The organism is Candidatus Protochlamydia sp. R18 (genome assembly GCF_000648255.1).
Classification (GTDB): Bacteria; Chlamydiota; Chlamydiia; order Chlamydiales; family Parachlamydiaceae; genus Protochlamydia; species Protochlamydia amoebophila.
On the sequence record NZ_BASL01000663.1, the window covers coordinates 1 to 25,982 of the forward strand.

Below are 25,982 nucleotides of genomic sequence, written 5' to 3' on the forward strand. Positions count from 1 at the left end.
CTGATCGGCAGACCATGCGCATCCACGGCAAGATGCAATTTTGTATTGAGCCCCCTTTTGTATAACTCATGCTCTGATTACCTCCTTTAGCTCCCGCTGCATGAGGATGCACTTGACAATGCGAAGCATCTATCACAAGCCATTCATAATCTGGATCGTCAATCAGCACCTCAAGCAACCTTTCCCAGACTCTTTGATTGCGCCATCGGATAAATCGCCGATGAGTATTGCTCCAACCACCGTAATCTGGAGGCAAATCCCTCCATGGAGCTCCCGTTCTTAATATCCAAAATACTGCATTGATAAAAGTCCTATTATCTCTTGCTATACCACCCCAAGCCCCTCTTTTTCCTGGCAAATGAGGTTCCAGTAAATTCCAAACTCTGTCGGATATATCATGTCTTCTGTGCGCTTCCATAAGATGCTCCATTGATGAGCGTAGAAGAGTAGCACATTTAAGCATTTATTTTATTTCTCGTGACTACACTATCTAGGGAAAATCTAAAAAATTTACTTCGTTATTTGAAGCAATCAATTGATTGTTCATTCTTAGCATGTGCGCAACAAAGTCTGTAATTTTTATTTATTTCACTATACCAAGGCCAATATCCAATTTGCTGTTTCTTATCAAGTCTTTACGCACTTACCTGATAATTGCCTAATCATACTTTTTAGGTTGTTCATTTTACCACGATAATGTTTCAATTGTTACATTTAGTAATGTCTTTTTAATATATCCTAAGTAGTACATTAACAATATGAAACAAACTATATATTCAGTTATCAACTTTTTTTGGTAGGCCTAAACAGCTGATGATAAAAAAGGCAATGAAGTAAGATAATTCTTTTTTTTAGAATGATGATCTATGAAGTGTCCCGATTGTGGTTGTCAAGTGATTGTTAAAAATGGACGGAGAAAAAATGATAAGCAAAATCGCAAATGTTTAAGCCGCAATAGGCAATTTGTTGAGGTGTCGAAAAATAGAATGATTTCTGAAAAGACAGAGAAAAAATTCATAAAGCCTTGCTGAAAAGAGTTTCTCTTGAAGGAATTTGCCGCATATTTGAAGTCAGTATGCTTTGGATTTTAGACTTTATAAAGCAAGTATTTGAAAATCTGCTTGATCATTTAAATGCTGTCATATTAGAGGAAATTGAAGAATTAGAGATTGGGGCTTTAGAGCTAGATGAACTTCACAGCTTTGTTGATTGAAAAGCAAACGAACAATGGCTTTGGCTGATAAAGCATAGAAAAACAAGATTTTGGCTTTTCATGTAGGAAAACAGGATAAGAAATCGACCATGGCTCTTCTTGCAAAACTACCAGAAAATTTAAAAAAAAAGCTGAATTTTACACAGATAAATTCAATGTTTACTTCGAAGTCTTATCCTTTTTAGCCAGCATAAGCCATGTAGCAAACAAGTCAGAGAAGACAAATGACATTGAAAGATTTAAGGCTTGTTAGAAAAACACTACTATTTTCTAAAAAACTTACAAATCATATTGGAATCATTAAAGCATTTTATCTTTGATAATAATAATTGCTTACTTTCATCTCCTGTTTAGGGCTCCCTTCATTTCTATATGAATAAATTTCTAATTTTTTTTTATCAATAAATATTGAGATAAATTTAAAATTAAATTTTATTAGATTAATTTTTAAATAAAATAAAAATAAATATTTAAAATAATTTAGTTATTTGTTAATTTTATTGTAAATTGTTTTTGCAAAAAAATTAATTTAATAATTAAAATTTTAGGTTTTTTATGAATGATCCCAATCCATTTCCTAAGCCTATTAGTTCTTCTCAAAGTTTTGTTTCTGAAAATAATTTTGAGTCAAAAGAATCAAACAAAGAACATCCAGTTGGAGGGCGGTCATACCAGACATTAACAGCCACCAATTCTAATGAAACTAATCCAGTTGAGCTAACGGCTACTAAAGCAATCAATGTAGTTAAAGATTCAAGTAAAACATCTTTTCGTTCGCAAACAACTTCAAGCATTCGTGTTGGAAGTCCAGATACTCGTTCACCTATTGAAAGCATAGATAGACGGATTGAACAAATAGAAATAAATACTTTTGGCATTCAGGAATCTCAATCTAATCAATTTTCACATTTTATCGATCTACCGCTAGCAAATAAACGAACAAGAAAATCAAATGAAGGTAAGTCTGAATTTGAACAACAAAAAAAATCAGTAAAAACGAGTTCAGATGCGGAAGAGGATCAGCAAGTTAAACTATCGTTAAAACAAATCGTTTCAAATTCAACTGATTTAGAAATTTTAGAAAATTTGTGTGAAAGAGCAGCTAAACATTTTAATATCTCAAATGAAGAGTTACAAATGTTTATTTTAGCCAAAGGAGATTTAAATGCAGCTCATTTACTGGCTGTTTGTAATGAGCGTTTAAATGCAAGATTTAGGGAAGCCGTTCCAATTACAAAACAAGAAATTAATGATGCACATTCCCTATTATTTTCTCCCTTACTTTCTCATTTAAGTGAACAAGAAGCAACCCTGCCTATAAATGTTATTAATCCAGCTCCTGCTTTTGTATGTAAAAGTTTATTAAATTGCTTGCAATCTATTGAAAATAGAGGGGGATATACCTTTTCAATAGAGGAAGTAAAAGAGTTTAGTTTGAGTGAACCAAAACCTGAAGGAGGTGTAAAAGCCATTATAGATAATAACACAGAAGAAGGAATACCGGCTTTTTTAGAAATACTAAGGGGTATGGGAGAAAATGGGGTTAGTGTTGCCGTTGCTTATGAAAAATATGTAGATGATAAGGTTCAGTATCGAACGCAGCTCCAAAAATTTCCTATCATTGAATCATCTCAGCTTTTTGGAGGTGGCAATGTAAATGAAGTTTATACTTTAACGGACGAAGGAAAACCTCAATGGATATTTAAACCAAAATATAATTTTAATAATAATCCTACAATAAGCAAGAATGAACAAATGGCATCATGCATAAATTATCACAACCAATTTCGAATCCCCTTGACAGTATTAATCGATCTGGGAGAAGGAGCTGTAGGATCAGCACAATTGTTTGTCCCTGATTGTGTAAAATATGGAAATGTACAAGAAAACGAAAATTTTGGGTTAGATCATATTCATTTACTAGATTTACAAAAAATGGTTATTTTAGACCTTTTAATTGGAAATACAGATCGCAACGAGGGTAATTTGCTTTTCCAGCGGAAAGGCGATTTTTACCGTCTTTTTGCAATTGACCATGATCAATGCTTTGCATCCTCACTTAGTCGACCTTTATTTCTTTGTTATGACAATCTACCTCAATTAAAAAGCAGTTTTTTACCTGGAATAGCAGATTTAATATCTTCAGAAGCAGAAAAAATATATGAGCAGAAAATGAAATCTTTAAATGCATATGAAGAGGGCCCATACTTTGAAGAGCAAGAGGAAATAGAAGGTGAAAACGAGCAGGAAATAGAAGATGAAAACGAGCAGGAAATGGTTCCTTGTCATGCAATAGAATGGATGAAGTTTGTAATAAAAGAATCCCGTTTGGCTTTAGAAAATGGCGAAACTCCTATCCAACTTATTCGAACTATTAAGAGCGAATGGCAAAATAGGCTTAACTTTTATTAAAATATCGAATAAAATAAAATTTGAATAATTAAAGGAGAAAACTTTATGTTTGTTTTAGTAAATCCTAGTTACAGACCGGTAGCCAAGTTAATTCCTGACCAGGAGATTGAAATTTTAGATCCAAAAATGAAAGAGCGGCTAGAATTATCAGGTATTACAGTGGATAAATCTTTTAAAAATAAATATCAAACTGATTGGCAGGTTTATCCAAAAGATGGCAAAGCTGTTTTTGCAAAAGCGTTTAAATTATTTTATTTCGTGCATGGCCTGCAGCAACAAAACTATCGGTGGGAAGGGCCTGAGGCTCTCGAAAGACTAGAGTTAGAAAAACTCGATTCAAAAAAATTGGCTCTACATATCATCGATATTCATATGAAAACTCAAAGATCAAAAGATAAAATTTATGATTTAAGGGAGGCCCATCTTAAAAATTGCGAGCTGACCTATGATTAAGTAAATAAAAATTAATTGAATCTAGTCTCAATTTTTTTTAATTATTTATAAAAATGAGAAAAGTAGAGCTTTTCGAGGCCCTACTTGAATCAGTATTACAGGAATGCGGCAAAATTCTCTAAATAAACTTTAATTTTGACCTCATCAAGTAGATTAATGATGATATTTTTATGTTCTCCTATTACCATTTTTTCTATTCAATCATTTATGCCTTGTTTAAAGCCTATGTCAAATATGGATTTTCTTTATTTCTTTTTTGAACTCTAGGGGTAGTGCTAAATAGGTAAGGCTCCCAATTGTCTATTATAATCACAAATAAAATATTTTATTAACTCAATGTGATTAGTTAGCTTTTTAGAAAATGAAAGTGTTTTCTTTACAAATCTTGCACACCTATGTCTTAAGAGTAAAATTAAATTTTTCAATGTCGCTTGTCTCACTAGATTGCTTGCTAACTGCTTGATGCTGGATCCAAGGAACGGTTTCATAATAAACATTAAATTTATCAGTGAAATAGAGGGCTTTTTTTTAATGATTCGGGTCATTTTGCAAAAAGAAGCTCAGCGGTTTTTTTATCTAGAGGACCCACTTGCCTAGCGAGCACTTGGCGACTTTTTTTATGTAAGACGAGCCATAACTATTGATCATTTTTCTTGTTTCCTACAAAACTCATCGCTCATTTCCTTCAAGTGTAGCCACTTCCAACTCGTCTTTCTCATGACAAGTGACTTGTACATTTAAATCCTCAGGCAAAACATTGATCATGAAATTAATAAAATCTAGCAGCCATGATGGCATCCTTACATCAAAAATTCTACAAATTCCATGAAGAGACACCCTTTTTAGAAGAGCTTTTCTGACAAGTTCCTTTGTTTGTTCGTTAATGATTTTAGCTTCATTGTTTTCGCTCCACTGTTTGCCACACTCTAAACAGCGAAAATTTTGCTTTTCATGTCTTGTATAACTATTCTTTTTTAACAAATCTGAGCCGCAGTGCGTCCATCTCATTGCTCTTCTCCGCTTGAATTAGAATAATTAATCTATCAAATTAGATCAGTTTATTGAAATAGCCTTACCTATTTTTAGCACTACCAAATATGCACACATAAGTGCACAATTAAATGCAACTAACTATACATTAGATATGCGTCTCAAAACTTCTTATTTTTATATCAACAATTTTTAAGTATTTGCTATTATTAACAATTAAATAGTCCTAAACATGTCATGCCAACTAAAAATTTTTATTTGATTTTTCTAATGTAAATGGCTTTCTTATAAGGTTTTCATCATGCAGAGATCTAAAACAACACTAACATGCCCAAGTTGCAGCTCGACGATAATCAAAAAAAATGGCCATATTCATAACGGAAAGTAGAATCATCCATCTCTTAACTTTAGACGCTAGTTTGTCTTAGATTCTCAAAATAAAATGATTAATGAAGAGAGTCGTTAAGTAACATGTAAATTTGAATTTAAAATACTATATTTCTGTAAATGAAATGATGCGGCCAACAAATGAAGTGTGTGTTAGTGTTTAAATTAATTTTTTAAATGAATAACTATTTTAACAAAACTCTATGACATCTGAATGTTTACTTTGTCAAAGCCCTGTTAACCTTGTCTTCTATAAAGATGGAGAAAAAACATTTTGCTGCGCAGGGTGTCAAACTGTGCATCAAATTCTTGCCATTCAACAAGCATTAAATAATGTTAGTGAACATCCTTTGTTTAAGCAAGCTTTGAAATCAGGTTTGATCGCCAATCCACGCCTTTTGGAAGAAATTAATAGTCAGAAAATAGGAGAGAAAGAGACACTTGAAAAGCTACATTTAGAAATTCACGATATGTGGTGTCCATCTTGTGCAGAAGTTATCAAGCTGACTCTTTTGAAAGAATGGGGGATTACTTATTGCTACGTTGATTATACAACAGATTTGGCTACGATCGAATATGCTCCTGTTCATGTCACAAAAGAAAGAATTTTAAAACTCATCTCAAATTTGGGATATCGTCCAAATTTTTTGCAGGATCCTCGCCAACAAGTGTTGAGTCGATCTTTATCTCTTCGTTTTGTTGTCGCAGCATTTTTCTCGATGAATATTATGATGTTTGCTTATCCAATTTATATCAGTTTTTTTAATGAACAAGCAGAAGGATATGCCCAATTATTTGCTTGGCTTTCTTTGATAGGAGCACTACCAGTTTTAACCTATAGTGCTTGGCCAATATGGAAGAGATTTTATACTGGTGCGAAAGTAGGGTTATGGGGGATGGAGGCTTTAGTTGTTTTGGGTGTAGCTGCAGCGACAGGACTATCTATTTATGAAATGTGGAGGGGGAGTTCGTATGTTTATTTTGATTCGATGACAGTTATCATTGTTTTCGTCTTGTTAGGAAAAATGATTGAGTCGAAAGCCAAATTTTCTGCTAAAGATTCACTTGTTCAATTGACAAGAGCGCTACCAAGACGCGGGAGAAAAAAAATTTCTGCAACAAAAAATGAGTTTGTTTCTTTAAAAGAGATCCACATAGGAGATTTGCTGGTTGTTTTGAGTGGTGAGAAAATTGTACTGGACGGAATTGTTGAAGAAGGAGAGGGGATTTGCAATGAATCTTTAATGACAGGAGAGGCTTTACCAGTTCCTAAAAATGTTGGGATGGATGTTTTAGCTGGAACGATTTTGCAACAAGGATCTTTGGTTATTAAAGTGACTGCTACTTCTGAACAAACTGCCCTCTTTCAAATTGTTGAAATGGTAGAGCAAGATATTGGTCATAAAGCTCAGTATGTACGAACCATTGATTCGATTGTCAAATGGTTTGTCCCGTTTGTTTTATGTTTAGCGATTGGGGTTTTAGTTTACTGCTTACTATTTAATCAACAAGATTTTGATCAAACTTCTTTACAATCCGGAATTATTCGTGCTGTATCTGTTTTACTGATTTCATGTCCATGTGCTATTGGAATTGCTGTTCCTTTAGTAGAATCTCAATTACTAAATGCATTTGCTAAGCTCGGAGTTATTATTCGCAATCGAGCTTGTTTAGCTTTACTAGGTAAAGAAACAATTTTAGTTTGTGATAAAACAGGAACTGTTACAGAAGGAAAATATACTGTTTTAAGTGGCTATGAAAAGCTTTCTTTAGAAGAAAAAAGTGTTTTAAAAGCGTTAGTTTCTCATTCGAATCACCCCATCGCTCGATCAGTTGATCAAGCTATTATTGATTTTGAAGAGAGCAACATTGAAAAAATCGAAGAAATTATCGGAAGAGGAATTAGGGGGTATCAAGGAACAACCCCCTATTATTTTGGATCAGCCATTTTTTTACAACAACAGGGGATATCAACTCCTTTAGTTCATTTGAGAAAAAATATAGAGGTTCAAACGACAGTCTTTTTTGCTAAGCAAAATATTTGTTTAGCTGCTATTCATTTGGGAGATCGTATTCAACCAGAAGTACAAACGTTGATTCAATCTTTAAAAGGGATAAAAACATTGCTAGTGTCAGGAGACTCTTCATTAGCTGTTGAAGCCGTTGCTCGATTGTGCGGATTTCAAAAATGGTTTGCAGAATATCATCCACTTCAAAAAAGAGAATTGATAGAAAAGCTAAAAAAACAGGGAGAAATTGTGATGATGATTGGTGATGGAATCAATGACGCTCCGGCTTTGGCAGCTTCTCATGTAGGCGTTGCTGTTATGTCGGCGACTGATATTTCGATTCAGGTTTCTGATATTCTTTTAACAACCAATCGTTTACAAATACTACAAAAAATGTATCGCTTGGCTAAAAAAGGACATAAAATTATTAAGCAAAATTTATTTTGGGCTTTTTTTTACAATTGTATTGGTTTAGGATTAGCTGTTTACGGATCCTTAACTCCACTATTTGCGGCTTTTGCCATGGTGATGAGCAGCTTACTTGTTTTAATTAATTCTAAAAGAGTCTATTTAAATAAATAGATATTCATTAAATTCTTACATTAAGATGATTGATTCTTATCAATTAAAATTAAAAAAGAATTAAATTTAATTGTTCAGAAGAAATTATGTTCATTTCGTCTTTTTCAGTAAATACGGTAGAAGATTTGCCTAATACAAGAGATGTAGAAAGTCAAAAGCAATGTCCTGAAATTGTCACGAATTTATTCCTTTCATCTGTCGTTGAAGCTGAAAATTTATCTCTTCTACAAAAAAAGAAAATTACCCATATCTTAAATTTGACTGGTACTATAAAAGGGCAAAACGAAGCGCGTTATCCTAATAAATTCATTCAAAAATTTACTTACAAGCACCTTATGATAACCGATGAAATGGATACAAATATTTCTCAACATTTTCTGGAGCTTCATCAATTTATTAAAGAGGGAACCATTGAGAAACATAAGGTTTTAGTTCATTGTGAGGCTGGTATTTCCCGATCTAGTACGGTGGTAATTTCTTATTTGATGAAAGAACATAGTTTAAGTTTAAAAGATGCTTATATATATGTGAGGAGCAAAAAAGAAAATATAGGGCCTAATCAAAGTTTTTTTCAACAATTAATAAACTACGAAAAGTCTTTATTTAATACGCACTCTTATTCGATGATGGAGTATTTAACTGATCAACTATTGACGGGAGCTGCTACTGGTTTTTCAAAAGATGCCATTCAGAATGCCCTTAAAAAAGCAAATATGGATATAAACTTAGCTATTACCAATTTATTTAGTTTTTGATTAACAAAGTTAAAATTAAATTATTGTTAAGCTTGTTGAAAAAAAGTTTATCATTGTATTTATGAATTAGATAAAAGATTTGTTGGAATTGCTTTGATAGAGACAATATTTTTCAAAAAATTCGATGTTTTTTCATCCTCTTTTGAACACAATAATTTTTTAATTATTAATAATTATTTTGTAAACTGCATCAAAAATTTTATGCAGGGGAATTTGTAAACTGCATCAAAAATTTTATGCAGGGGAAAAGGTTAAACCCAATCGAGAATCACTTTGCCTGATTGGCCTGATAACATCACTTCAAACCCTTTTTCAAAATCATCAACTGAAAAATGGTGGGTAATGATGGGAGCTAAATTTAAGCCAATTTCCAGAAGATGAACCATCTGATACCAGGTTGAAAAAATTTCTCTTCCATAAATCCCTTTTAAAGTTAACATTTTAAAAATAACTAAATTCCAGTCAATAGAAGTAGCAGGTGGGAGAATGCCAAGTAACGCGATGTTTCCTCCATGTCGAATTTTTTCCGTTAAAGTTTTTAGTCCGTCAGGATGGCCAGACATCTCAAGCCCAACTGTAAAGCCATACTTGATTCCTAGAGATTGCATAAAATTATCTAAAGATTCTCGGTTAACATTAATAGCATGCGAGACACCCATAGTTCTTGCAAGGTCTAGACGATAATCGTTCACATCTGTGATGACAATATGTCTTGCACCAGCTTGTTTAGCAATGGCGGCTGCCATGATTCCAATTGGGCCAGCACCTGTAATAAGAACATCTTCACCAATAAGATTAAAGGCGAGCGTAGTATGGACAGCATTTCCGTAAGGGTCGAAGATGGCGCCTAAATCATCAGAAATGGAAGGGGGTAGAGAAAAAACATTTTCTGCAGGAAGAACAAAATATTCAGCAAAACAGCCAGAAATATGATAACCTAGCCCTTTCGTGTGCATGCAGACATGCTTACGACCCATGCGGCAATTTGGGCATTGATTACAAACGATATGTCCTTCCCCGCATACCCGTTCTCCAATTTTAAATCCTTTAACATTTTTTCCAAATTCCGCTATTTCACCAATAAATTCATGACCAATCACCAAAGGCACAGGAACATTTTTCTGCGCCCAAGCATCCCATTTATAAATATGAACATCGGTGCCACAGATGGATGTTTTAATTGTTTTAATCAGAACTTCATCATCTTTCACATGCGACGGTATTGGCAAATTTTCCATCCAAAGACCGGGAGCTGATATTTTCTTGACTAAACCTTTCATAAAAAGACCTTCAATGTGATTTTTTGAGGAGAAACAATTATAGTCAGCATACGAAATGATTACAAATTCATTTCACTTTGCAATCAGAAATTAAAATAATTTACTTGCAAAATGAGGAGGTCAAAAGGAGGATGATAGGATTGGAGTGAAGCAAAAGATATCACTGCTAGAGTTGGGATAAAATTCCAAACTCTAGGTTAATGAAGTATAGTTTGATTTGGGCTATAGTTTCGGTTATTAAGAAATGATCTTCAGTTCTTTTCCTACTTTTTCAAAAGCTTGAATGGCTTGATCTAAATTTTCTCGCGTATGATTGGCACACATTTGTGTGCGAATGCGAGCTTTACCTTGGGGAACAACTGGATAAGCAAACCCAATCACATAAACTCCTTGTTCTAACATTTTGGCCGCAAAATTTTGGGCAAGTTTAGCATCTCCTAGCATAATAGGAATAATAGGATGGGAGCCAGGAATAAGGTTAAAGCCAAGAGCAGTCATTTTTTCTCGAAAGTAGAGCGCATTAGCCTTTAGTTTTTCTCGTCGATCATCAGACTTTTCAATCAAATCTAATACAGTTAAAGAAGCAGCAGCAATGCTAGGAGCTAGGGTGTTAGAAAATAGGTAAGGTCTCGAGCGCTGTCTTAACCAATCAATTAAAGGTTTGCGGCCCGAAGTATATCCACCAAGTGCTCCTCCAAGAGCTTTTCCAAGGGTTCCTGTGATCAAATCGACGCGTCCTATGACATCACAAAACTCAGAAGTTCCTTTTCCTTTTGCTCCCATGAAGCCAACTGCATGGCAGTCATCCACCATGACAAGGGCTTGATATTCATCCGCTAAATCGCAGATGGCTCTTAAATTCGCAATTGTTCCATCCATTGAAAAGACACCATCTGTTGCAATCAAACGGAAGCGCGAGTCTTTAGCTACTTTCAGTTGTTGCTCTAAGCTAGCCATGTCATTCGTGTCGTAACGCAAACGTTTTGCTTTGGATAATCGAATTCCATCAATAATACTAGCATGATTTAGAGCATCACTAATTACGGCATCTTCAGTACTAAGGAGTGTTTCGAAAAGACCCCCATTAGCATCAAAACAAGAGCAATAAAGGATTGTATCATCTGTTTCTAAAAATTGAGAAAGGCGCCTTTCTAGCTGTTTGTGTACAGTTTGGGTTCCGCAGATAAATCTTACAGAGGAGAGCCCAAAACCATAGTTTGAATAGCTTTTTTCAGCTGCTTGAATAATTTCGGGGTGATTTGCAAGACCTAAATAATTATTAGAACAAAAATTTAAAACCTCTTTTCCGCCAGCAATAGTAATTTTAGCATCTTGAGGTGAAGTGATTTCTTGCTCTTGTTTATATAAACCTTGTGTTTTTAAATCTTCAAGTTGGGTTTCAATATGTGATAAAAAATTTTCATCCATAGCTGTTTTATTTCAGTAGTTTTTTTATTAAATTGTTAATCATATTTATTTACTAGTTTCTTCATGACTTTGGCTTAAAGTCTGAATAGCATTTAACACGTTCTGATCACTAATTTCATCAGTTCCTTCGAATTTGATGACTTGATTCGTTTTTGTGTTAGTAACAATAATCGTTGGTGTAGCGGAAAGATCATATTTTTTAACAACCTTATCAAAAAATTCCATTCCAGCTTTAACATCTAAGAAACTCAATTCTTTAAAGGGAATGTGATAAGCTTTAACAGCCTTAACAACATCATTGTCATGAGGAGTTTCTGTTTTTTCAGTTAGCTGAGAGAGAACTTCTCTGGCTTTTAAATAATTGGATTTAGCATTTACTAAAAAAGCTAAGTTATAGGGAGTATAATTCATACTTTTATTATGAATTGGGTAATCCACGAAAAATAAGGCAGCTTGATTTTGGATGTCTGGCAAAATTTTTTCTATTTGCGTTTCGATTTTTTTGCATGAGGGGCAGAACCAATCGGTGACAAAATAAACTTCAACAGGGCTTGTTTTAGAGCCAAACATTAAGCGATTTTTCATATCCGCAATAGCATCTTCTGCCGCATCAACTTTTGAGATCCCTACAAATGCCATGAGAAATCCTAAAATGATAAATGATAAAGAGAGCAAACCTTGTTTGATTTTAGTCATAAATTCCCCTTGCTGAATAGCAGAGTAAAAAGTTTTAAAGTAAGGGAGGGCTCTTGCGATGCAAGCGATAGTCACCGTAAGTGCAATGCCCAGGCAAACTGGGCACCAATGTCCTATCTCATATTTTTGGATCAAAATAAACATGATTTCAGCGCCAAATGCAGCAGCTAAAGACCAACTTGTTAATTTTGAAAGACTAGGAAATTGTTTAGAGAAAAAATGAATCGCTAGCATAGCAGGAAAAAAAGCCATTCCTGCTAACGCGAATGGCATTCCAAAAAGTCGATATTCCTGATTAGCAGAACAATGTTCAACGCATAGCTCAAGCCAAGATAAAATTGATAAAATAAGACCGGAAATTAAAGACAAGCTTACAATCCAAAAATTTCGCTGGCTAAATGAATTTGAAGTCGACGTTAATTGTGTATGCATTGCATTAACCTACTAAAAATTAGATTGGTATTTATATTTCGTATACAGTGATTTTATAATTTTAAACTTAAACTTTATCATTATTAGTAATCACGCAACATCTGTCAAGATTTTTTTTGGAAACAAGTTAATTAGTTTTTTATATAAAATTTAAAAAAAATAACAACTTTTGTTTAATATTTATGTCGTAAAAGAGCTTGTTAAACAATTATTTTAATGTTACAGTTATTTATTAATTTTTAAAAAGGGGAGTTAACATGTCAATTCCTGCCAATTTAAGCATTGTTCCTACTGGAAATGGCACACGGCTATTAGAAAATAGTGAAATACATACAGAAACACAGCAAACATCTGATGTGCAAGTTCCTTATGTATTAAGGATTCCTTTAAATTTAGCTAAGGGTGGTGTAGCTGGTTTTTTGGCGTACGGAATGGAGCGCGTTTTCGTTTGGATTAAATTTGTTGAATATGGTCAACCTGTGACTTGCTTTCCTTATGTTTTGTCTGGAATAGCAAGCGCTGCCATTATTGAATCTGCAAACTTAACACATCTCGTTGCTTTAAAATTGATTGGAGAGCGTTCAATTTATGAAAATTTGCCTGAAAGGAAATCTAACCTTGTAGATAAATTAAGAAAGTGTTCGTGGTCAGTTGTTCGTTTTGGGGAAAACGTAGAAAAAAAAATAGACGCAGTTTTTTCTTATACGCTAAAAATTCGGACGAAGCAACAAATTTTGGATTACCATATAAAAGATAACGATTTAGTTTTTTTAGAAATTTTTCGCCGTGCATTGATTGAACAAGTTAAAGAATCTTTCGTTACCTCAATTCCTCAAGAGTTGGGAATAGGATTAGTAAAAAAATGTGGCTATATTTTTGTCGGTGGCGAACTCATTTTAAGTATGCACATTTTACAATTTGTCCATGGCTTATTAGATAAATTTACGGCTGTTCATAACAAAATACGAGCAGAGGAAGAAGAACTATCTAAACAAGCATCTCAGACTAGTGGGCAATCCGACTCTATACAAGAACAAGTTATAGTAGCGAACAGTCAGCATATAGAAATAGAGCAAGCTGTTTAGCTTATTGTTTAAAATTTTGTATCAATCGCTAGTTTCATAGATTAAACTTTTTACTTAATTTATAGTGCTCGAAAATCTTATTGTAAAATTTTTCTTGAATAAAAAATTCTAAGATTGCAAAAAAAAATATTCTCAAGTAAGTTAGCAGCACAAAAAATTTTAGTAAAAAAATCATTTATGATTGATTCTATTAATCGTGTTATTACAACTCCTAGCTATTTATATAACCAAGTCGAATCTGTCGGGTTAGCCGCCGTGGCTGGAGGGACGTATGGTTTAGTTGGTCGGAAGATTTTCCCTAAAACTGGAATTAATCCTATTAATTACGCTGTCTGGTTTATTGTTGCTTTTCAGATAAAAAAAGTCTTTGAGCAATGGGAATTGCAAGCACTTCAAACTTTAAATGCTAGATTTTCGCCAGAGATGCTTGAAAGCAATTTTATTAAACAAACCCGTTATTATTATCGAATTGGAACTTACCTTAAAGATATTGTGTTGAGCAAAATCGATTTATGCTTTTCCTATGTTTTTGCTATTCGATGTTGTCATTTAGTAACGCAAGAAAATGTACAGGATGCTTCCTTTCTTGAGATGTGTCGTTTTCGTGTCTGGAATGTATTTAAATCTACGATAATTGATAATGCAAGTTTTGCTATTGCAAGAGTTGTGACGCATCATTTAGGATTTACTTTGCCAATGCATACATCGATTCCAATTTTTTTAGCTATTGAAACGATTATTCAGAATATCATTCTCGTTCCTTTAATCTATAAATATATGGATTTTTGTAACCATCTTGATTTAGATGTAAATTTATTTTCCACTCCTTCTGAAAGAGCCGTCATTTTCAAGCGCCAATTACCGGCGATATAAGCGACCGTTAATAAGCTCATATTGAGACGAACAAAGTTTGGCTAATTCTGGATCATGAGTAACTAAAACAAGAGCTTTTTGTTGCCCGTGAATAAATTTTAGTAAAATATCATGCATGAGATGAGCAGTTTGTCTGTCGAGATTACCTGAAGGCTCATCTGCAAAGATTAATTTAGGATCATTGCACATAGCTCTAGCTAATGCAATTCGTTGTTTTTCACCGCCAGACAAAAGTTTTGTATGAAAATGAGCACGTTCTTGAAGTCCAACTTGATGAAGAAGTTCCATTCCTCGTTGTTCTGTCAAGCTTCCTTTTGCGACAGATTTTCTTCCAATGCGTGCAGGCATCAAAACATTTTCTAAGGCTGTATAATCTTCAAGTAAGTGAAACGATTGAAAAACAAACCCAATTAATTCGTTTCGTATTTGAGATTTATTTGAAGAGGAGATTACCTGATTATCAATTGTTAAAGTTCCTGAACAGGGTTGTTCGAGTGTACCTAAAATTTGTAATAATGTACTTTTTCCTTCTCCCGATCTTCCTATAATCGCCACCGATTCTCCCATTCGAACTTGAAGAGAAACGCTTTGTAGAATTTTTACTTGCACAGGATGATAGAAGTTCTTTTGAATATCATGAGCTTCAAGAATTAAGGTTGAATGAGAATCCATTTAACTCCCAGATCTTAGAATTTGAGAGGGTTTTAAAAGACAAGCCTTGACAGCAGGTACAATACCTGCTAGTAAAGAAATCATACAAGTCGCCCCTAAAACAAAAAATAACGCTTCATAACTAATTTCATATGTTAACATTTGCCCATAAAAAGAAGCGTTAAGCATATCATGTCCTTGCAAACGACTTAAAAAGGCAATGAGAGTGCTTAAATAACTTAAAGTCAGTATAGCTGCTCCAATTCCAATTAAACTTCCTAGGATACCAATTACTCCACCTGCAAATCCAAATATAAGGGCAATACTTTTTGAAGAAGCTCCCATTGAACGAAGAATTCCGATCTCAACTTTTTTATCATTTACCAAAATAACGAGCATAGAAATGATATTAGAACAGGCCACGAGAATAATAACCACGGCAATCAACATAAAAATATTTTTTTGACTCTGAAGCTCTTGAATAATTTCTTTTGTAAATTCGTATTCTTTATAAGTTTGTATATCCCAGTAACGACTGATCCCATTCGTTTGAAAAGCCTTTAATAAAGCGTCTTTCACTTCATCTGCTTGGCTTAAATGATCGAAACGAACATTAATTCCATTCGTTAAACTAGATTTATCATCTTGATTATGAGATGCTCGAATAATGGAGGTGATTTCTGGATTGGCTAAAACAAATTTATTACCAATTGGAATAATCCCTGGATCATAAAATCCTGCAACATAAATTGGAAGACGCTGTTCTTGCAAAAGGCTTGCAGTCGCAGCAAAATAGCTTAAGTGTCCCCGATCGCCAATCAAAACCCCAGCTTCTCTGAAACTTTTAGGTAAAATTACCCCTCCGCCTATATCCGAATCCGAGGGAAGAATAAAATTTGAATTTGCGGATGATTGATAAACCCAGAAGGGGTTGCCAAAGTTTTTATTGGTGGGTTTTAATTCCGCAGAGGCAATTTCTAGTCCTCGATAAGGGGCATTTCCTTTTAAAATATCACCTTGGATAGGCACACTTATCTCAAAAGTAAGATCATCTAATCTTTTGGCTCGTTCGATAGAAGAGGAGATTAAATGAGCTTTAAAAGAATTCCCACTAGCGTAAGTGATAGGAATTTTTGTTAGATCATTAAAAACAGTTTGATTTTTTCCATAAAATATTGCTTTTCCTTCATCGAGATGCAATTGTCCCAAAATCGTTTCCAAGCCTTGGTCTTCAAGAGACTTTTGAATTTGCATGCATTTTTCAGATTGGGCAGGAACAACAATTCGTAAAATATGGTTTTCTTTAGCAACAGCACATCCTTGCCAATGGGCTTTTAAAGGAAACAAAGATTTCGGAATTGTCCAACCAAATGATTTAGCTTGTAGTTGATTGATCACGACATGATCAAAAAAATTTCTTAATCTTTTTTGCAGTATCGTTTGAGGAAAAGGAATTTTTTCATCTGGATTATCTTCATGATTCTCTGCAAAAGGAATCAGTTGTAAATAATTATTGAGATCTTTCGATTCGATAGGTAAAAAAGTTTGGCCAATTTTGGAGTTATTTGCTTCGAAGTTACCTAAATAGGTTGGATAAGCTAAATACGATTGTGTTGCACCTCCATAAAAGTTATGTGCATGCAAAACGGACATGTCTCTTTGAAGGCGAAGTTTAATATGGCTAGCTGTTAATTCAAAGTCTTGAGCATATAAGCCAGGTATTTTCTTCAGATCCCGAATCGAATTGAAAGCTAATTTAACAAAGTCTTTTAGAGATCCATCAGGGTGGCGATCTGGAGTCTGCCAGTGAGAAGGAATTTCTTCATCATAATCTTTATCGTAAGGATCTGTAAACTGTGATTCGTTCTTTTCCCGTATTGTTTTGTGACTATAACCGGAATTTTCGCTTAAACTATCAATTTGATAATAGTAAGAGTGGTAATAAGCATCGGTAGGAGTAATTCGAACAGGTGCGGTTAAAGTAGTGAGTTTATAAATCCAATTTTTTTCTAGGCCATTGGTAACGGAGAAAAAAACAATGATTAACCAGACAACTAGGCTAATGACTAAAACAGAGATGATACTTATAATGGAAACAGAGAGCTGTCGCCGGCGGGGAATAAGATATTTGCAGGCGACAGAAAGCTCAAACATGTTTTATGCACCAAAAGTAAAAAAAATTACTTTGTTTCTTTAAATTCTACTCTCTCACGTACGACTGGATCATATTTAACTAATGTTAGACGTCCTGGAGTTGAAGTTTTATTTTTTGATGTGTAGTAATGATAGTGACTTTTTGAACTTTTCATTTTAATGTTTTCACGTTTGCTGGCCATTGATTAGCTCCATCCATGGGGTTTTTCTTAAGATTATTAATCTTAACTTAATAAATGTTTAAATTCAATAGTCGAAATAAGAATATTTGTAACTTTTCAGTTTGTTTATGCGCGAAATCTATTCTTTTACGGATTGTAAAGGGGTTCGTGTTAATGGTTCTAAATCCATAGAATCACTTTTGTTTTGTAATTGATAACGGTAGTATCCAAGACCTGCGATCATGGCAGCATTATCCAAACTTAAACCGGCAGAAGGCCATATATAGTTTAAGTTTGAATTGGCCACAGAAAATAATTTTCTTAAGTAATAATTATTTGTTACACCTCCCCCAAATAAGAGAGTATTGACACCATATTGTTTTGCAGCCAATAGAGATTTTTTCACAATATCACTGCAAGCGGCTTCTTGAAAACTTGCTGCGATATCTTGAGTCATTTCGGAGGATAAAAGAACTGTCTCTTTAAGCGCTTTAGGATCTTTGATAGCATAAAGAACTGCTGTTTTTAGTCCGCTGAAAGAAAAATCCAAAGGACGACCTTTCACTTGTCCAGCTTTAAAATTAAATTTAACAGAACGACCGTGCTTTGCTAAATTTTCTATTTCTGGTCCACCGGGATAGGGAAGATTAAGCATCTTAGCGACTTTATCAAAAGCTTCTCCGACAGCATCATCCACAGTTTGTCCGATAAGTTCGTATTGGCCAATTTGTTTAATTAAAACAAGAGCAGTATGACCGCCAGACAGAACGACGCCTAAACAAGGAAACTGAACATCTTGAGGGTGTGACATAATCGCTGCATATAAATGAGCTTCCACGTGATTAATGCCAATAAAAGGTTTTCGAAGGGCTAAAGCGAGTGCTTTAGCAGTATTTAAACCAATCAGTAAAGCTCCAATTAACCCTGGGCCATTTGCAACCGCAATTAAATCAATTTGTTCAAGTGTTAATTTTGCTTGATTAAGAGCTTGATCAATGACTGGAATGATTAGATCAATATGCCGTCGACAAGCCAGTTCAGGGACAACGCCTCCGTATTCTTTGTGTAAATCAATTTGAGAAGCGACAACGTTTGACAAAATATCTTTTCCATGACGAACGATGGCACACGCTGTTTCATCACAAGTACTTTCTATTCCCAAAACTAACATAAGGTCTAAACTATTTCATTTTTGTGGATTTTTGTCTTAAGTGTTTACCGTCTTTGGAAAATTTGCAAGAGTTTTTCACCAGCCTCATGATCTAAAATCCATAGAGCTTTATGATGTGTTGTACCAATACGTTGGATGGGAAGATTATCTGGATCATAGCTTTTTGTTAATGCTTGAGCAACCATATTGGCTTTTTTCTTTCCCATGGCGTAAATACAAATCGTTTTAGCCAAATGAATACATTCATAGGTCAAAGACATGCGCCAAGTATGTTTTTGGGGAACGTAATTAGCAATGACTAGACGATCTTTTGCATGTAAGCCTTGCGTATGAGGAAAAAGTGATGCTGTATGACCATCATCTCCCATTCCTAGCATTAATAAATCAAAACTATTAGAAGAGACTTTCTCACGTATGATGGCTTCGTACTCGAGAGCGTTCTCTTCAATGTCACTTTCTGCTTTCATGCGAAAAATATGTTCTCTTTTTAAAGGAAGTTTTGCGAGGCCAGATTCCATAGCCATGGCATAATTGCTCTCCGTATCTGTCGGAGGAACGCTCCTTTCATCACTCCAAAAACAGAAAACTTTAGTCCAGTCCAATTGTTTTAAATAGTCTTGTTGACTCAATTTTTTAAAAATAGCATTAGGGGTTTGTCCTCCTGATAAAGCCACTGTAAACAAACCCCGCTTTTCAATTGCCTCTTGCCCAATTTCTATGAATTGTTTTACGCAAAATTGAATTGTTTCTTCTGCATTTCCGACAACGATAAAATCACGCCTTTCATCAAACGATCGAATAGATGTTTTCCAATGAGCTGTTTGCATATTATAAACTCCAATTAGCTTGACTGATCAAATGTAGCATATCTAAATAGTGATGACTGACTTTCTGGTAAAAAATTTCTTGCATAAAACTACGGCCTGTACGGATAGTTGGTAACCATAATGTAAAAGGAAGTTCGCATTGATATTGATTGCAGGCTTGAACAGATACTTGGTTATTTCCTTGTCTTTTTAGGTGACACACATAATCAATGTCATCGGATACATCAATAGCAATAATATCTTCTGGGGATAATTCTTTATCTGTAACGCCAATCAGTTGGATTTTAACAGTTTCTTTATTCCCTTTATAATAAAGGGTGTGAACAGCTTGTTCAATCTTTCGTTTAATAAATTTCCATCCAAGTCTTGAAGCTAACCAGGCTTGTAAATAAATGGCTTGTGTATCAGGATGGGTAAAAAACGGAGAAGGTAAATTATTGTAAGTGATTTTAACAGATTTGACAGTGGCTAATTGTCCAAATCTTTCTTTACTATCAAAAGTTTGTGCTACAATTTCTCTCCAGCCTCCAATACGAGCCCAATTCATGTCCACAATTTGAATAGAGGACGATTGAATTTTTTGCTGCATGGTTTGACTAAAATGTTGAAGATCCTTTGTGCATTCGGAATCAAAAATCAATCTTGTGGCAAATTTTTGTAGATGAGGAAGAATCGTATTTTCTGTTGTTGGGTCTTCCCCCCAAATTAGGTAAATGGGTAAACTTGGAACGAATACAGGTAAAATCAAAAAAGGAACTTTAGAAAGTTCTTTACCTGCCGCTTCGATAAGAATTTGATCACAGGTAAATCCTTTAGTCTCTTTTCCGATCTCAGTCGAAACATTTACTCGCAGATAAGAATCTTTTGTTGTTCGATCGCCTTGAACGAAAATAATTCGACATGGAAATTGCTTGGCAATCATTTTTACCATACTGGTAAAGTAATCCGAACGGGATTTTTCTTGAATATAAATAATAAGATTAAATAAACAGGCTTTTGTTTTTGATTGCTGGGTATTAGCTAATTTATTAAATTCTGTTTGTAGATCAGGAACAATTTCTTTTTTTTCTAATTCCATATCAAATAATCCATTTTATATTTTAACCTGAAGTTGAAGGATTTTTATTTAAGTTTCAGATAATTGGTAGATAAATTTTTCTAATTATCAATTAAAGCCTCTGATTATCAGAAAGAAAAGTTCAAAATTCAGGCTATACCAAATATCAAAAATAAACACATAAATTTAAGTCAATTCACAAAATTATACTTTATCGATGGTTTATAAATTACCTTTTGATATTTGATATAGTTAAATAAGTCTCCAATGGCGTCCTTGGCGTTTTAGCATTTCTTCGGCTCGGTCTGGCCCCCAAGTTCCTGCGGCATAATTTGGAAAATCTGTCGGGGATGTTTCTTTCCAATGTTCTAAAATAGGCGTGAGCAACTTCCAAGACATAATAACTTCGTCATCTCTAGCAAATAAAGTATTATCCCCGGCCATGCAATCACAAATTAACCTTTCATAAGCTTCGGGGGGAATGGCACCAAAGTAAGATCCGTAACGAAAATCCATTTTTACTGGTTGAATGACTGTGTTTAATGCAGGGACTTTGCAATTAATTCTCAATGAAATTCCTTCATCAGGTTGAATACGGATCACTAAAACGTTTGAGTCAATCAAAGCTGAAGTTCCTTCAAATAGATACCCGGGGGCTTTTTTGAAAGTAATCGCAATTTCAGTAGCCCGTTTGGGTAGGCGTTTACCAGCACGTAAATAGAAGGGGACTCCAGCCCAACGCCAGTTATCGATAGAAAGTTGCAAGGCAACGTAGGTTTCAACAAAAGATTTAGAGTCTACATTTTCCTCATCTCGATATCCTTTAACGGGCTCCCCGTTAATGAATCCAGATCCATATTGACCCCGGATGACGCATTGTTCCATTGAATCGAAGGGGATAGGTCTAATAGCTTCAATGACTTTAACTTTTTCGCCGCGGACTGAGTTGGCTTGGAGACTCGTCGGGGGTTCCATCGCAACAAGAGAAAGAAGTTGCATCACATGATTTTGGACAATATCTCGCAACATTCCGGCTTCTTCCCAAAATCGACCGCGAGAACCAATTCCAATTTCTTCACCAACAGTAATTTGTATATTATCAATATGATGGTTATTCCAAACTGATTCAAAGATGGGATTACCAAATCTAAAAACTAATAAATTTTGTACAGTTTCTTTTCCCAAATAATGATCAATTCGATAAATTTGACTTTCATCTAGGTGTTGCACAAGATCTTGTTGAAGTTGTTTTGCTGATTCAATATCTCTTCCAAAAGGCTTTTCTATAATGACACGACTCCATTTGTCTTTGACTTGTTTAACTGGGTATGTCAATTGGTGTTGGCTAAGCTTTTCAACAACGAGAGGAAAATAGCTAGGCTGGATAGATAAATAAAAAACTCGGTTACCTTTAGTTCCCATTTGTGTGTCGAGTTTTTCTAAAAATTGGTTTAGGCTTTTATACCCTTCATCATCATCAAATTCTGATTGATGATAAAACAATTGTTCACGAAAGCGTTTCCAGAGTTCTTGTTCAACTGGTTTCGATCTTGAAAATTTGTTAACTGCTTCTAACATTTCTTCCCGAAACTCATCATGTGTTTTTGCCCTTCTAGCAAAGCCTACACAGGCAAAATGACCAGGAAGTTGGCCGTCTCTTGCCAAGTTATATAAAGCTGGAATTAGTTTACGAGCTGTTAAATCACCGGTCGCTCCAAAAATGACTAAAATACAAGATTCTGGAATTTTTATGGGTCGATTCGGTTCGTTCAAAGGATTAACAAAATAATGCGAGTTATGCATAGTTAAAACCACCTAATAATTTAATCGCAGCATAGCGAATTAGCATTTCCCTCGCTACGTGATTTGTAAATTGATTAGGCTTATTTAAGAAATTTTCGTCAACAGTCAGATAAATTTTTTTTTGAATTTGATTTTTTCATTAAATTTATATTTATTTTATTGTTAATGCGTTAATTGTTCTGTTTGTTAAGTTTTTATTTATTTTATTTGAGAAAAATTATAAATAATTTCAGTCCTTTCTAAAAAATGCAAAATGAAAAAAGCTCTTTAAAGCTTTATTCTAGACGATTGTGTTAATGTAATCATCATCCGCAATTTCTATTTCCTGCTCCAAACGCGTATAATGTAAACAGAGGAAATTATTTTGATTTTTCGTAAGGTATGAATCATGGAAATTTATTTCCTAATCTCAACTTTCTATCAGAGAATTTGTATTTTCGTGATAGATGTAAGTAAAATCACATGAATAATAGGAAAAGCTTTGAAATTATTTTAAATCCTTTGCCAGCTTTATGGTATCGATTTCTTTTGGAGGTAGTAACTGCTGCAAAAAATAAATGTAGGAGTGAAAGAAAATGATTAATGATTTACATTTCAATTATTTGAAGTTTATAATTATAGCAAAAAATTTATATAACATAATTGCTAAAGTGAAAACGCATGAAGTTAACAGGACGCACCATTTTTGCGGGAACTTTTATTACTCCAAAAAAAGTTTTAGCTAGCAATCCTGAATTTTATAGAATGGAAAATCAATCAGCTATATAAAATTTTTTTATTGTCTTTAAGAATTTTATATCTTAATTAAAACAAAAATATTATTTTAAATCTAAATAATTTTTAAGAGTAGGAATGAACTTTTAAAAATTGCCCACTACCCAGGCTCCCTATTTAGCATCTTTAAAATCTGATATCAGATTTCTTTTTAGGCATTTTTTATAAACATTTACTTTTTGCGGTTCATTCTTTTTTATAAATAGCCCTGTGTTCTTGATTAAAAATTTAGATTAAACTAGTATTGATTGAATGAGAATAAATTTTATCACGTTAAATTAATAATTCATAATTGATTGATTTACCGATTTTTAATTTGAAAAGAAATTATTGAAATACAAGTGAGTAGAAGAATAAAAACCCAAAAATTCGGGTGAAAGAATTAAAGGTAAGTTTTCAATAAAAATTTTCTTTTATTTAGAGAAAATTTTTTCAAAATTTGCCTCTATTCGTTTAAAAAAGGAAGGCGCTTATGAGTTATACAGTGGGTCAAACAACATCTTTTCAACCCTCACTGGCTGATCAAGTAACAATTGAGCAAAGGCCTAAATTTGGAACATTTTTTGGAATTTATGTTCCCAGCATTCTGATGATGTTTGGAGTCATCATTTTTCTTCGATTGGGATGGATTGTAGGAAGCGCTGGACTTTATTCCACTCTTTTTATTATTACTTTAGCGAGTATTATCACCCTAATTACAATTCTTTCCATGTCTGCCGCCGCTACCAATATTAAGGTCGGAAAAGGGGGAGCTTACTATATTATCTCGCGAGCGCTTGGTCTAGAAGTTGGTAGTTCAATCGGCATCCCTTTATTCCTTAAGCAAAGTATTAGCGTATCATTTTGCATTGTAGGCTTTACAGAATCTTTTCAGTCTCTTTTTCCGCAATTTTCTGCGGTAGCCATTGGAATTGCAACTCTTTGTGTTTTAACTTTATTAGCTTACGTATCCACGAATTTTGCTTTAAAAATTCAGCTGGTTATTTTTGTCATTATTATAGCTTCCCTATACTCTCTTTTTACAGGAAATCCAGCAAATTTAGATTTATATTCCTATACTCCTTTAAATGATTCTTCTCCCTCCTCTTTTTGGGCTATTTTTGCTATTTTCTTTCCTGCCTTAACAGGAATTGAATCCAGTGCTTCTTTATCTGGAGATTTAAAAGATCCTAGCCGTTCTTTACCTTTAGGAACAATTACAGCAGTATTAACAGCATATGTTATTTATATAGGAATTTCTCTTTTTCTTTTTGAAATGGTTCCTTTAAACAGGCTTGTTATGGATCCTTTAGTAATTCAACATGTTGCCAAGTTTGAGTCTCTAATCATTTTAGGTATTTGGGGGGCAACTCTTTCTAGTGCCATTGGTGGTCTATTAGGTGCGCCACGTACATTGCAAGCTTTAGCCGAAGATGGAATCGTTCCACGCATATTTGCTAGGGAATATGGACCTTACTGCGAACCTCGTATAGCCACCGCATTGACCGTTGCAATTGCTCTAATTGGAATTTGTTTTGGAAGTATTAACGTGATTGCTCCTCTCTTAACGATGATTTGCTTAATTTGCTATGCAGTTTTAAATTTAGCGACAGGTTTAGAAGATTTAATGTCTAATCCAAGTTGGCGCCCTACTTTTCCCTTACCATGGATTATCTCCTTAACAGGGACACTACTTTGCGTTATAGCGATGTTAATGATTAACTCAGGGGCAGCAATTTTAGCTTTAGGACTAGTATTTGTTATCTATCTAGCTTTAAAAAGACAAAGAATTAACACTGCTTGGGACGATATCCGTTATGGAATTTTTATGTTTTTTTCCCGAGCCGTTATTTATCGCTTAGCAAACGAAATGCCATCCTCTCGTTCTTGGCGACCAAACTTTTTAGTGTTTACCGGTAAACCTTCTTTAGTTTCGGATCAGCTTTTAAGCTTTTCAAATGCGATTGCTCATTCTAAAGGCTTTTTAACCATGGCTTCATTCTTCTCCCCAGAGCAAGCTAGTCAGGCTCAAATTACCCAGCTAGATCAAAGAATTAAGACTTTATTAAAACACCATGATATTCAAGCTTTAGTCACTCTTCATCAAGCAAAAAGCGTGTCTTCTGGAATGAAGCAGATGATTGCACATTATGGAATTGGTCCTCTGACACCTAATACGATTGTTTGTGGTGGAACTTCTCAAGAAGAAACATTAATTAGTTATCTTGAAGTCATTAAATTGGCTCACAAGCGAGGAAAAAATGTAGTTATTCTGAACGATGAACAAAAATCTTTTGAGTTTCCTTTCAAGAAACCTATTATCAAAGGAGATATCCACATTTGGTGGGATGATAATTCGCAACGCAATTGTGAATTAATGATGGTGTTTGCTTATATGCTCCGAAAAAATCCTTCTTGGAAAAAAACTCGTATTTGCTTAGTTAGCTTAGTTTCTGATGAACAAATCCGTCAGCAGAGAATGCAAGAGTTTCAGGAGTTAATTAAGAAGAATCGATTAAATATTGAAACAACTGTTTTAGTGGCTTCCAATCCTGAACAAGAAAAAATTCAAGTCATGCGATTTTTTTCTACACAAGCGGCGATGGTTTTTATGGGCATGCGCGCTCCCGCAGAAGGGGAGACTTTAGAGGAATATGGAGCTTATTTCCAAGCTCTTCCCCAAAAAGCAACGGATTTTCCTCCTGTCGCCCTAGTCCTAAGTGCTGAACAGACCAATTTAGAAGAAGTTTTAAAGCTTCAATTAGAAGTTCTTGAAGGAGAATTATAAATATCTAGTCGATGCTGAATCA

17 protein-coding genes and 3 pseudogenes are annotated in these 25,982 nt (G+C 34.3%); 8 read left to right on the top strand and 12 right to left on the bottom strand.

The genetic code is table 11. The features are described 5' to 3' along the window. Positions 1 to 418, bottom strand: a pseudogene (locus TY19_RS04265) (IS5 family transposase); the annotation flags it as partial. A 448-nt stretch (positions 419 to 866) separates the two neighbouring features. On the opposite strand from TY19_RS04265, the pseudogene TY19_RS12705 reads away from it, so the two are divergent. The 3 genes and pseudogenes from TY19_RS12705 (at position 867) to TY19_RS18555 (ending at position 4,078) form a co-directional block, all read left to right on the top strand. Then, positions 867 to 1,567, top strand: a pseudogene (locus TY19_RS12705) (IS1 family transposase). 201 nt (positions 1,568 to 1,768) lie between these two features. Beyond that, positions 1,769 to 3,625, top strand: coding sequence for a hypothetical protein (locus TY19_RS04270; RefSeq protein ID WP_042280513.1), 1,857 nt, complete (start codon positions 1,769 to 1,771; stop codon positions 3,623 to 3,625). Between the two features lie 45 nt (positions 3,626 to 3,670). Further along, positions 3,671 to 4,078 (top strand): hypothetical protein, encoded by a 408-nt coding sequence (locus tag TY19_RS18555; protein WP_052354772.1) that lies wholly within the window; start codon positions 3,671 to 3,673, stop codon positions 4,076 to 4,078. Between the two features lie 275 nt (positions 4,079 to 4,353). Here TY19_RS18555 and TY19_RS12715 read toward each other — a convergent pair. Next, positions 4,354 to 5,086 (bottom strand): annotated as a pseudogene (locus TY19_RS12715) (IS1 family transposase). A gap of 665 nt (positions 5,087 to 5,751) precedes the next feature. Here TY19_RS12715 and TY19_RS04285 point away from each other — a divergent pair. Both TY19_RS04285 and TY19_RS11605 read left to right on the top strand, forming a co-directional pair. Beyond that, entirely contained in the window at positions 5,752 to 8,046 is a 2,295-nt protein-coding gene (locus TY19_RS04285; protein WP_052354776.1) for a heavy metal translocating P-type ATPase, read from the top strand. An 86-nt stretch (positions 8,047 to 8,132) separates the two neighbouring features. Further along, a complete protein-coding gene (locus tag TY19_RS11605; protein WP_052354773.1) occupies positions 8,133 to 8,801 on the top strand; it encodes a dual specificity protein phosphatase family protein in 669 nt (222 codons plus the stop codon). A gap of 251 nt (positions 8,802 to 9,052) precedes the next feature. On the opposite strand, the gene tdh is transcribed toward TY19_RS11605, so the two are convergent. From tdh to TY19_RS04305, 3 genes are all read right to left on the bottom strand, one after another. Then, on the bottom strand, positions 9,053 to 10,081 hold the full coding sequence (gene tdh / locus TY19_RS04295) for an L-threonine 3-dehydrogenase (RefSeq protein WP_042280516.1): 1,029 nt from the start codon (positions 10,079 to 10,081) through the stop codon (positions 9,053 to 9,055). Between the two features lie 237 nt (positions 10,082 to 10,318). Continuing rightward, entirely contained in the window at positions 10,319 to 11,509 is a 1,191-nt protein-coding gene (locus tag TY19_RS04300; RefSeq protein ID WP_042280517.1) for a glycine C-acetyltransferase, read from the bottom strand. A 45-nt stretch (positions 11,510 to 11,554) separates the two neighbouring features. After that, entirely contained in the window at positions 11,555 to 12,637 is a 1,083-nt protein-coding gene (locus TY19_RS04305; RefSeq protein ID WP_042280518.1) for a thioredoxin domain-containing protein, read from the bottom strand. Between the two features lie 257 nt (positions 12,638 to 12,894). On the opposite strand from TY19_RS04305, the gene TY19_RS04310 reads away from it, so the two are divergent. Then, positions 12,895 to 13,722 (top strand): hypothetical protein, encoded by an 828-nt coding sequence (locus TY19_RS04310; protein ID WP_042280519.1) that lies wholly within the window; start codon positions 12,895 to 12,897, stop codon positions 13,720 to 13,722. Positions 13,723 to 13,899: 177 nt separating this feature from the next. Further along, on the top strand, positions 13,900 to 14,595 hold the full coding sequence (locus tag TY19_RS04315) for a hypothetical protein (RefSeq protein ID WP_148300630.1): 696 nt from the start codon (positions 13,900 to 13,902) through the stop codon (positions 14,593 to 14,595). On the opposite strand, the gene TY19_RS04320 is transcribed toward TY19_RS04315, so the two are convergent. From TY19_RS04320 to zwf, 7 genes are all read right to left on the bottom strand, one after another. After that, complete coding sequence (locus TY19_RS04320) at positions 14,581 to 15,267, bottom strand: ABC transporter ATP-binding protein (RefSeq protein ID WP_042280521.1); 687 nt, start codon at positions 15,265 to 15,267, stop codon at positions 14,581 to 14,583. The genes TY19_RS04315 and TY19_RS04320 overlap by 15 nt on opposite strands. Further along, the gene (locus tag TY19_RS04325; protein WP_042280522.1) at positions 15,268 to 17,400 is read right to left on the bottom strand and encodes an ABC transporter permease; all 2,133 of its coding nucleotides are present in this window, start codon (positions 17,398 to 17,400) and stop codon (positions 15,268 to 15,270) included. Between the two features lie 26 nt (positions 17,401 to 17,426). Beyond that, the gene (rpmG, locus tag TY19_RS04330) at positions 17,427 to 17,582 is read right to left on the bottom strand and encodes a 50S ribosomal protein L33 (protein WP_011175367.1); all 156 of its coding nucleotides are present in this window, start codon (positions 17,580 to 17,582) and stop codon (positions 17,427 to 17,429) included. Positions 17,583 to 17,700: 118 nt separating this feature from the next. After that, positions 17,701 to 18,732, bottom strand: a complete 1,032-nt coding sequence (gene tsaD / locus TY19_RS04335) for a tRNA (adenosine(37)-N6)-threonylcarbamoyltransferase complex transferase subunit TsaD (protein WP_042280523.1) — start codon at positions 18,730 to 18,732, stop codon at positions 17,701 to 17,703. Positions 18,733 to 18,776: 44 nt separating this feature from the next. Further along, positions 18,777 to 19,559 (bottom strand): 6-phosphogluconolactonase, encoded by a 783-nt coding sequence (gene pgl / locus TY19_RS04340; RefSeq protein WP_042280525.1) that lies wholly within the window; start codon positions 19,557 to 19,559, stop codon positions 18,777 to 18,779. A gap of 1 nt (position 19,560) precedes the next feature. After that, positions 19,561 to 20,637, bottom strand: coding sequence for a glucose-6-phosphate dehydrogenase assembly protein OpcA (locus tag TY19_RS04345; RefSeq protein WP_042280526.1), 1,077 nt, complete (start codon positions 20,635 to 20,637; stop codon positions 19,561 to 19,563). 231 nt (positions 20,638 to 20,868) lie between these two features. Next, positions 20,869 to 22,419 (bottom strand): glucose-6-phosphate dehydrogenase, encoded by a 1,551-nt coding sequence (gene zwf, locus TY19_RS04350; RefSeq protein ID WP_079979219.1) that lies wholly within the window; start codon positions 22,417 to 22,419, stop codon positions 20,869 to 20,871. A gap of 1,246 nt (positions 22,420 to 23,665) precedes the next feature. On the opposite strand from zwf, the gene TY19_RS04355 reads away from it, so the two are divergent. Next, positions 23,666 to 25,960, top strand: a complete 2,295-nt coding sequence (locus TY19_RS04355) for an amino acid permease (RefSeq protein WP_052354774.1) — start codon at positions 23,666 to 23,668, stop codon at positions 25,958 to 25,960. Positions 25,961 to 25,982: the final 22 nt, after the last annotated feature.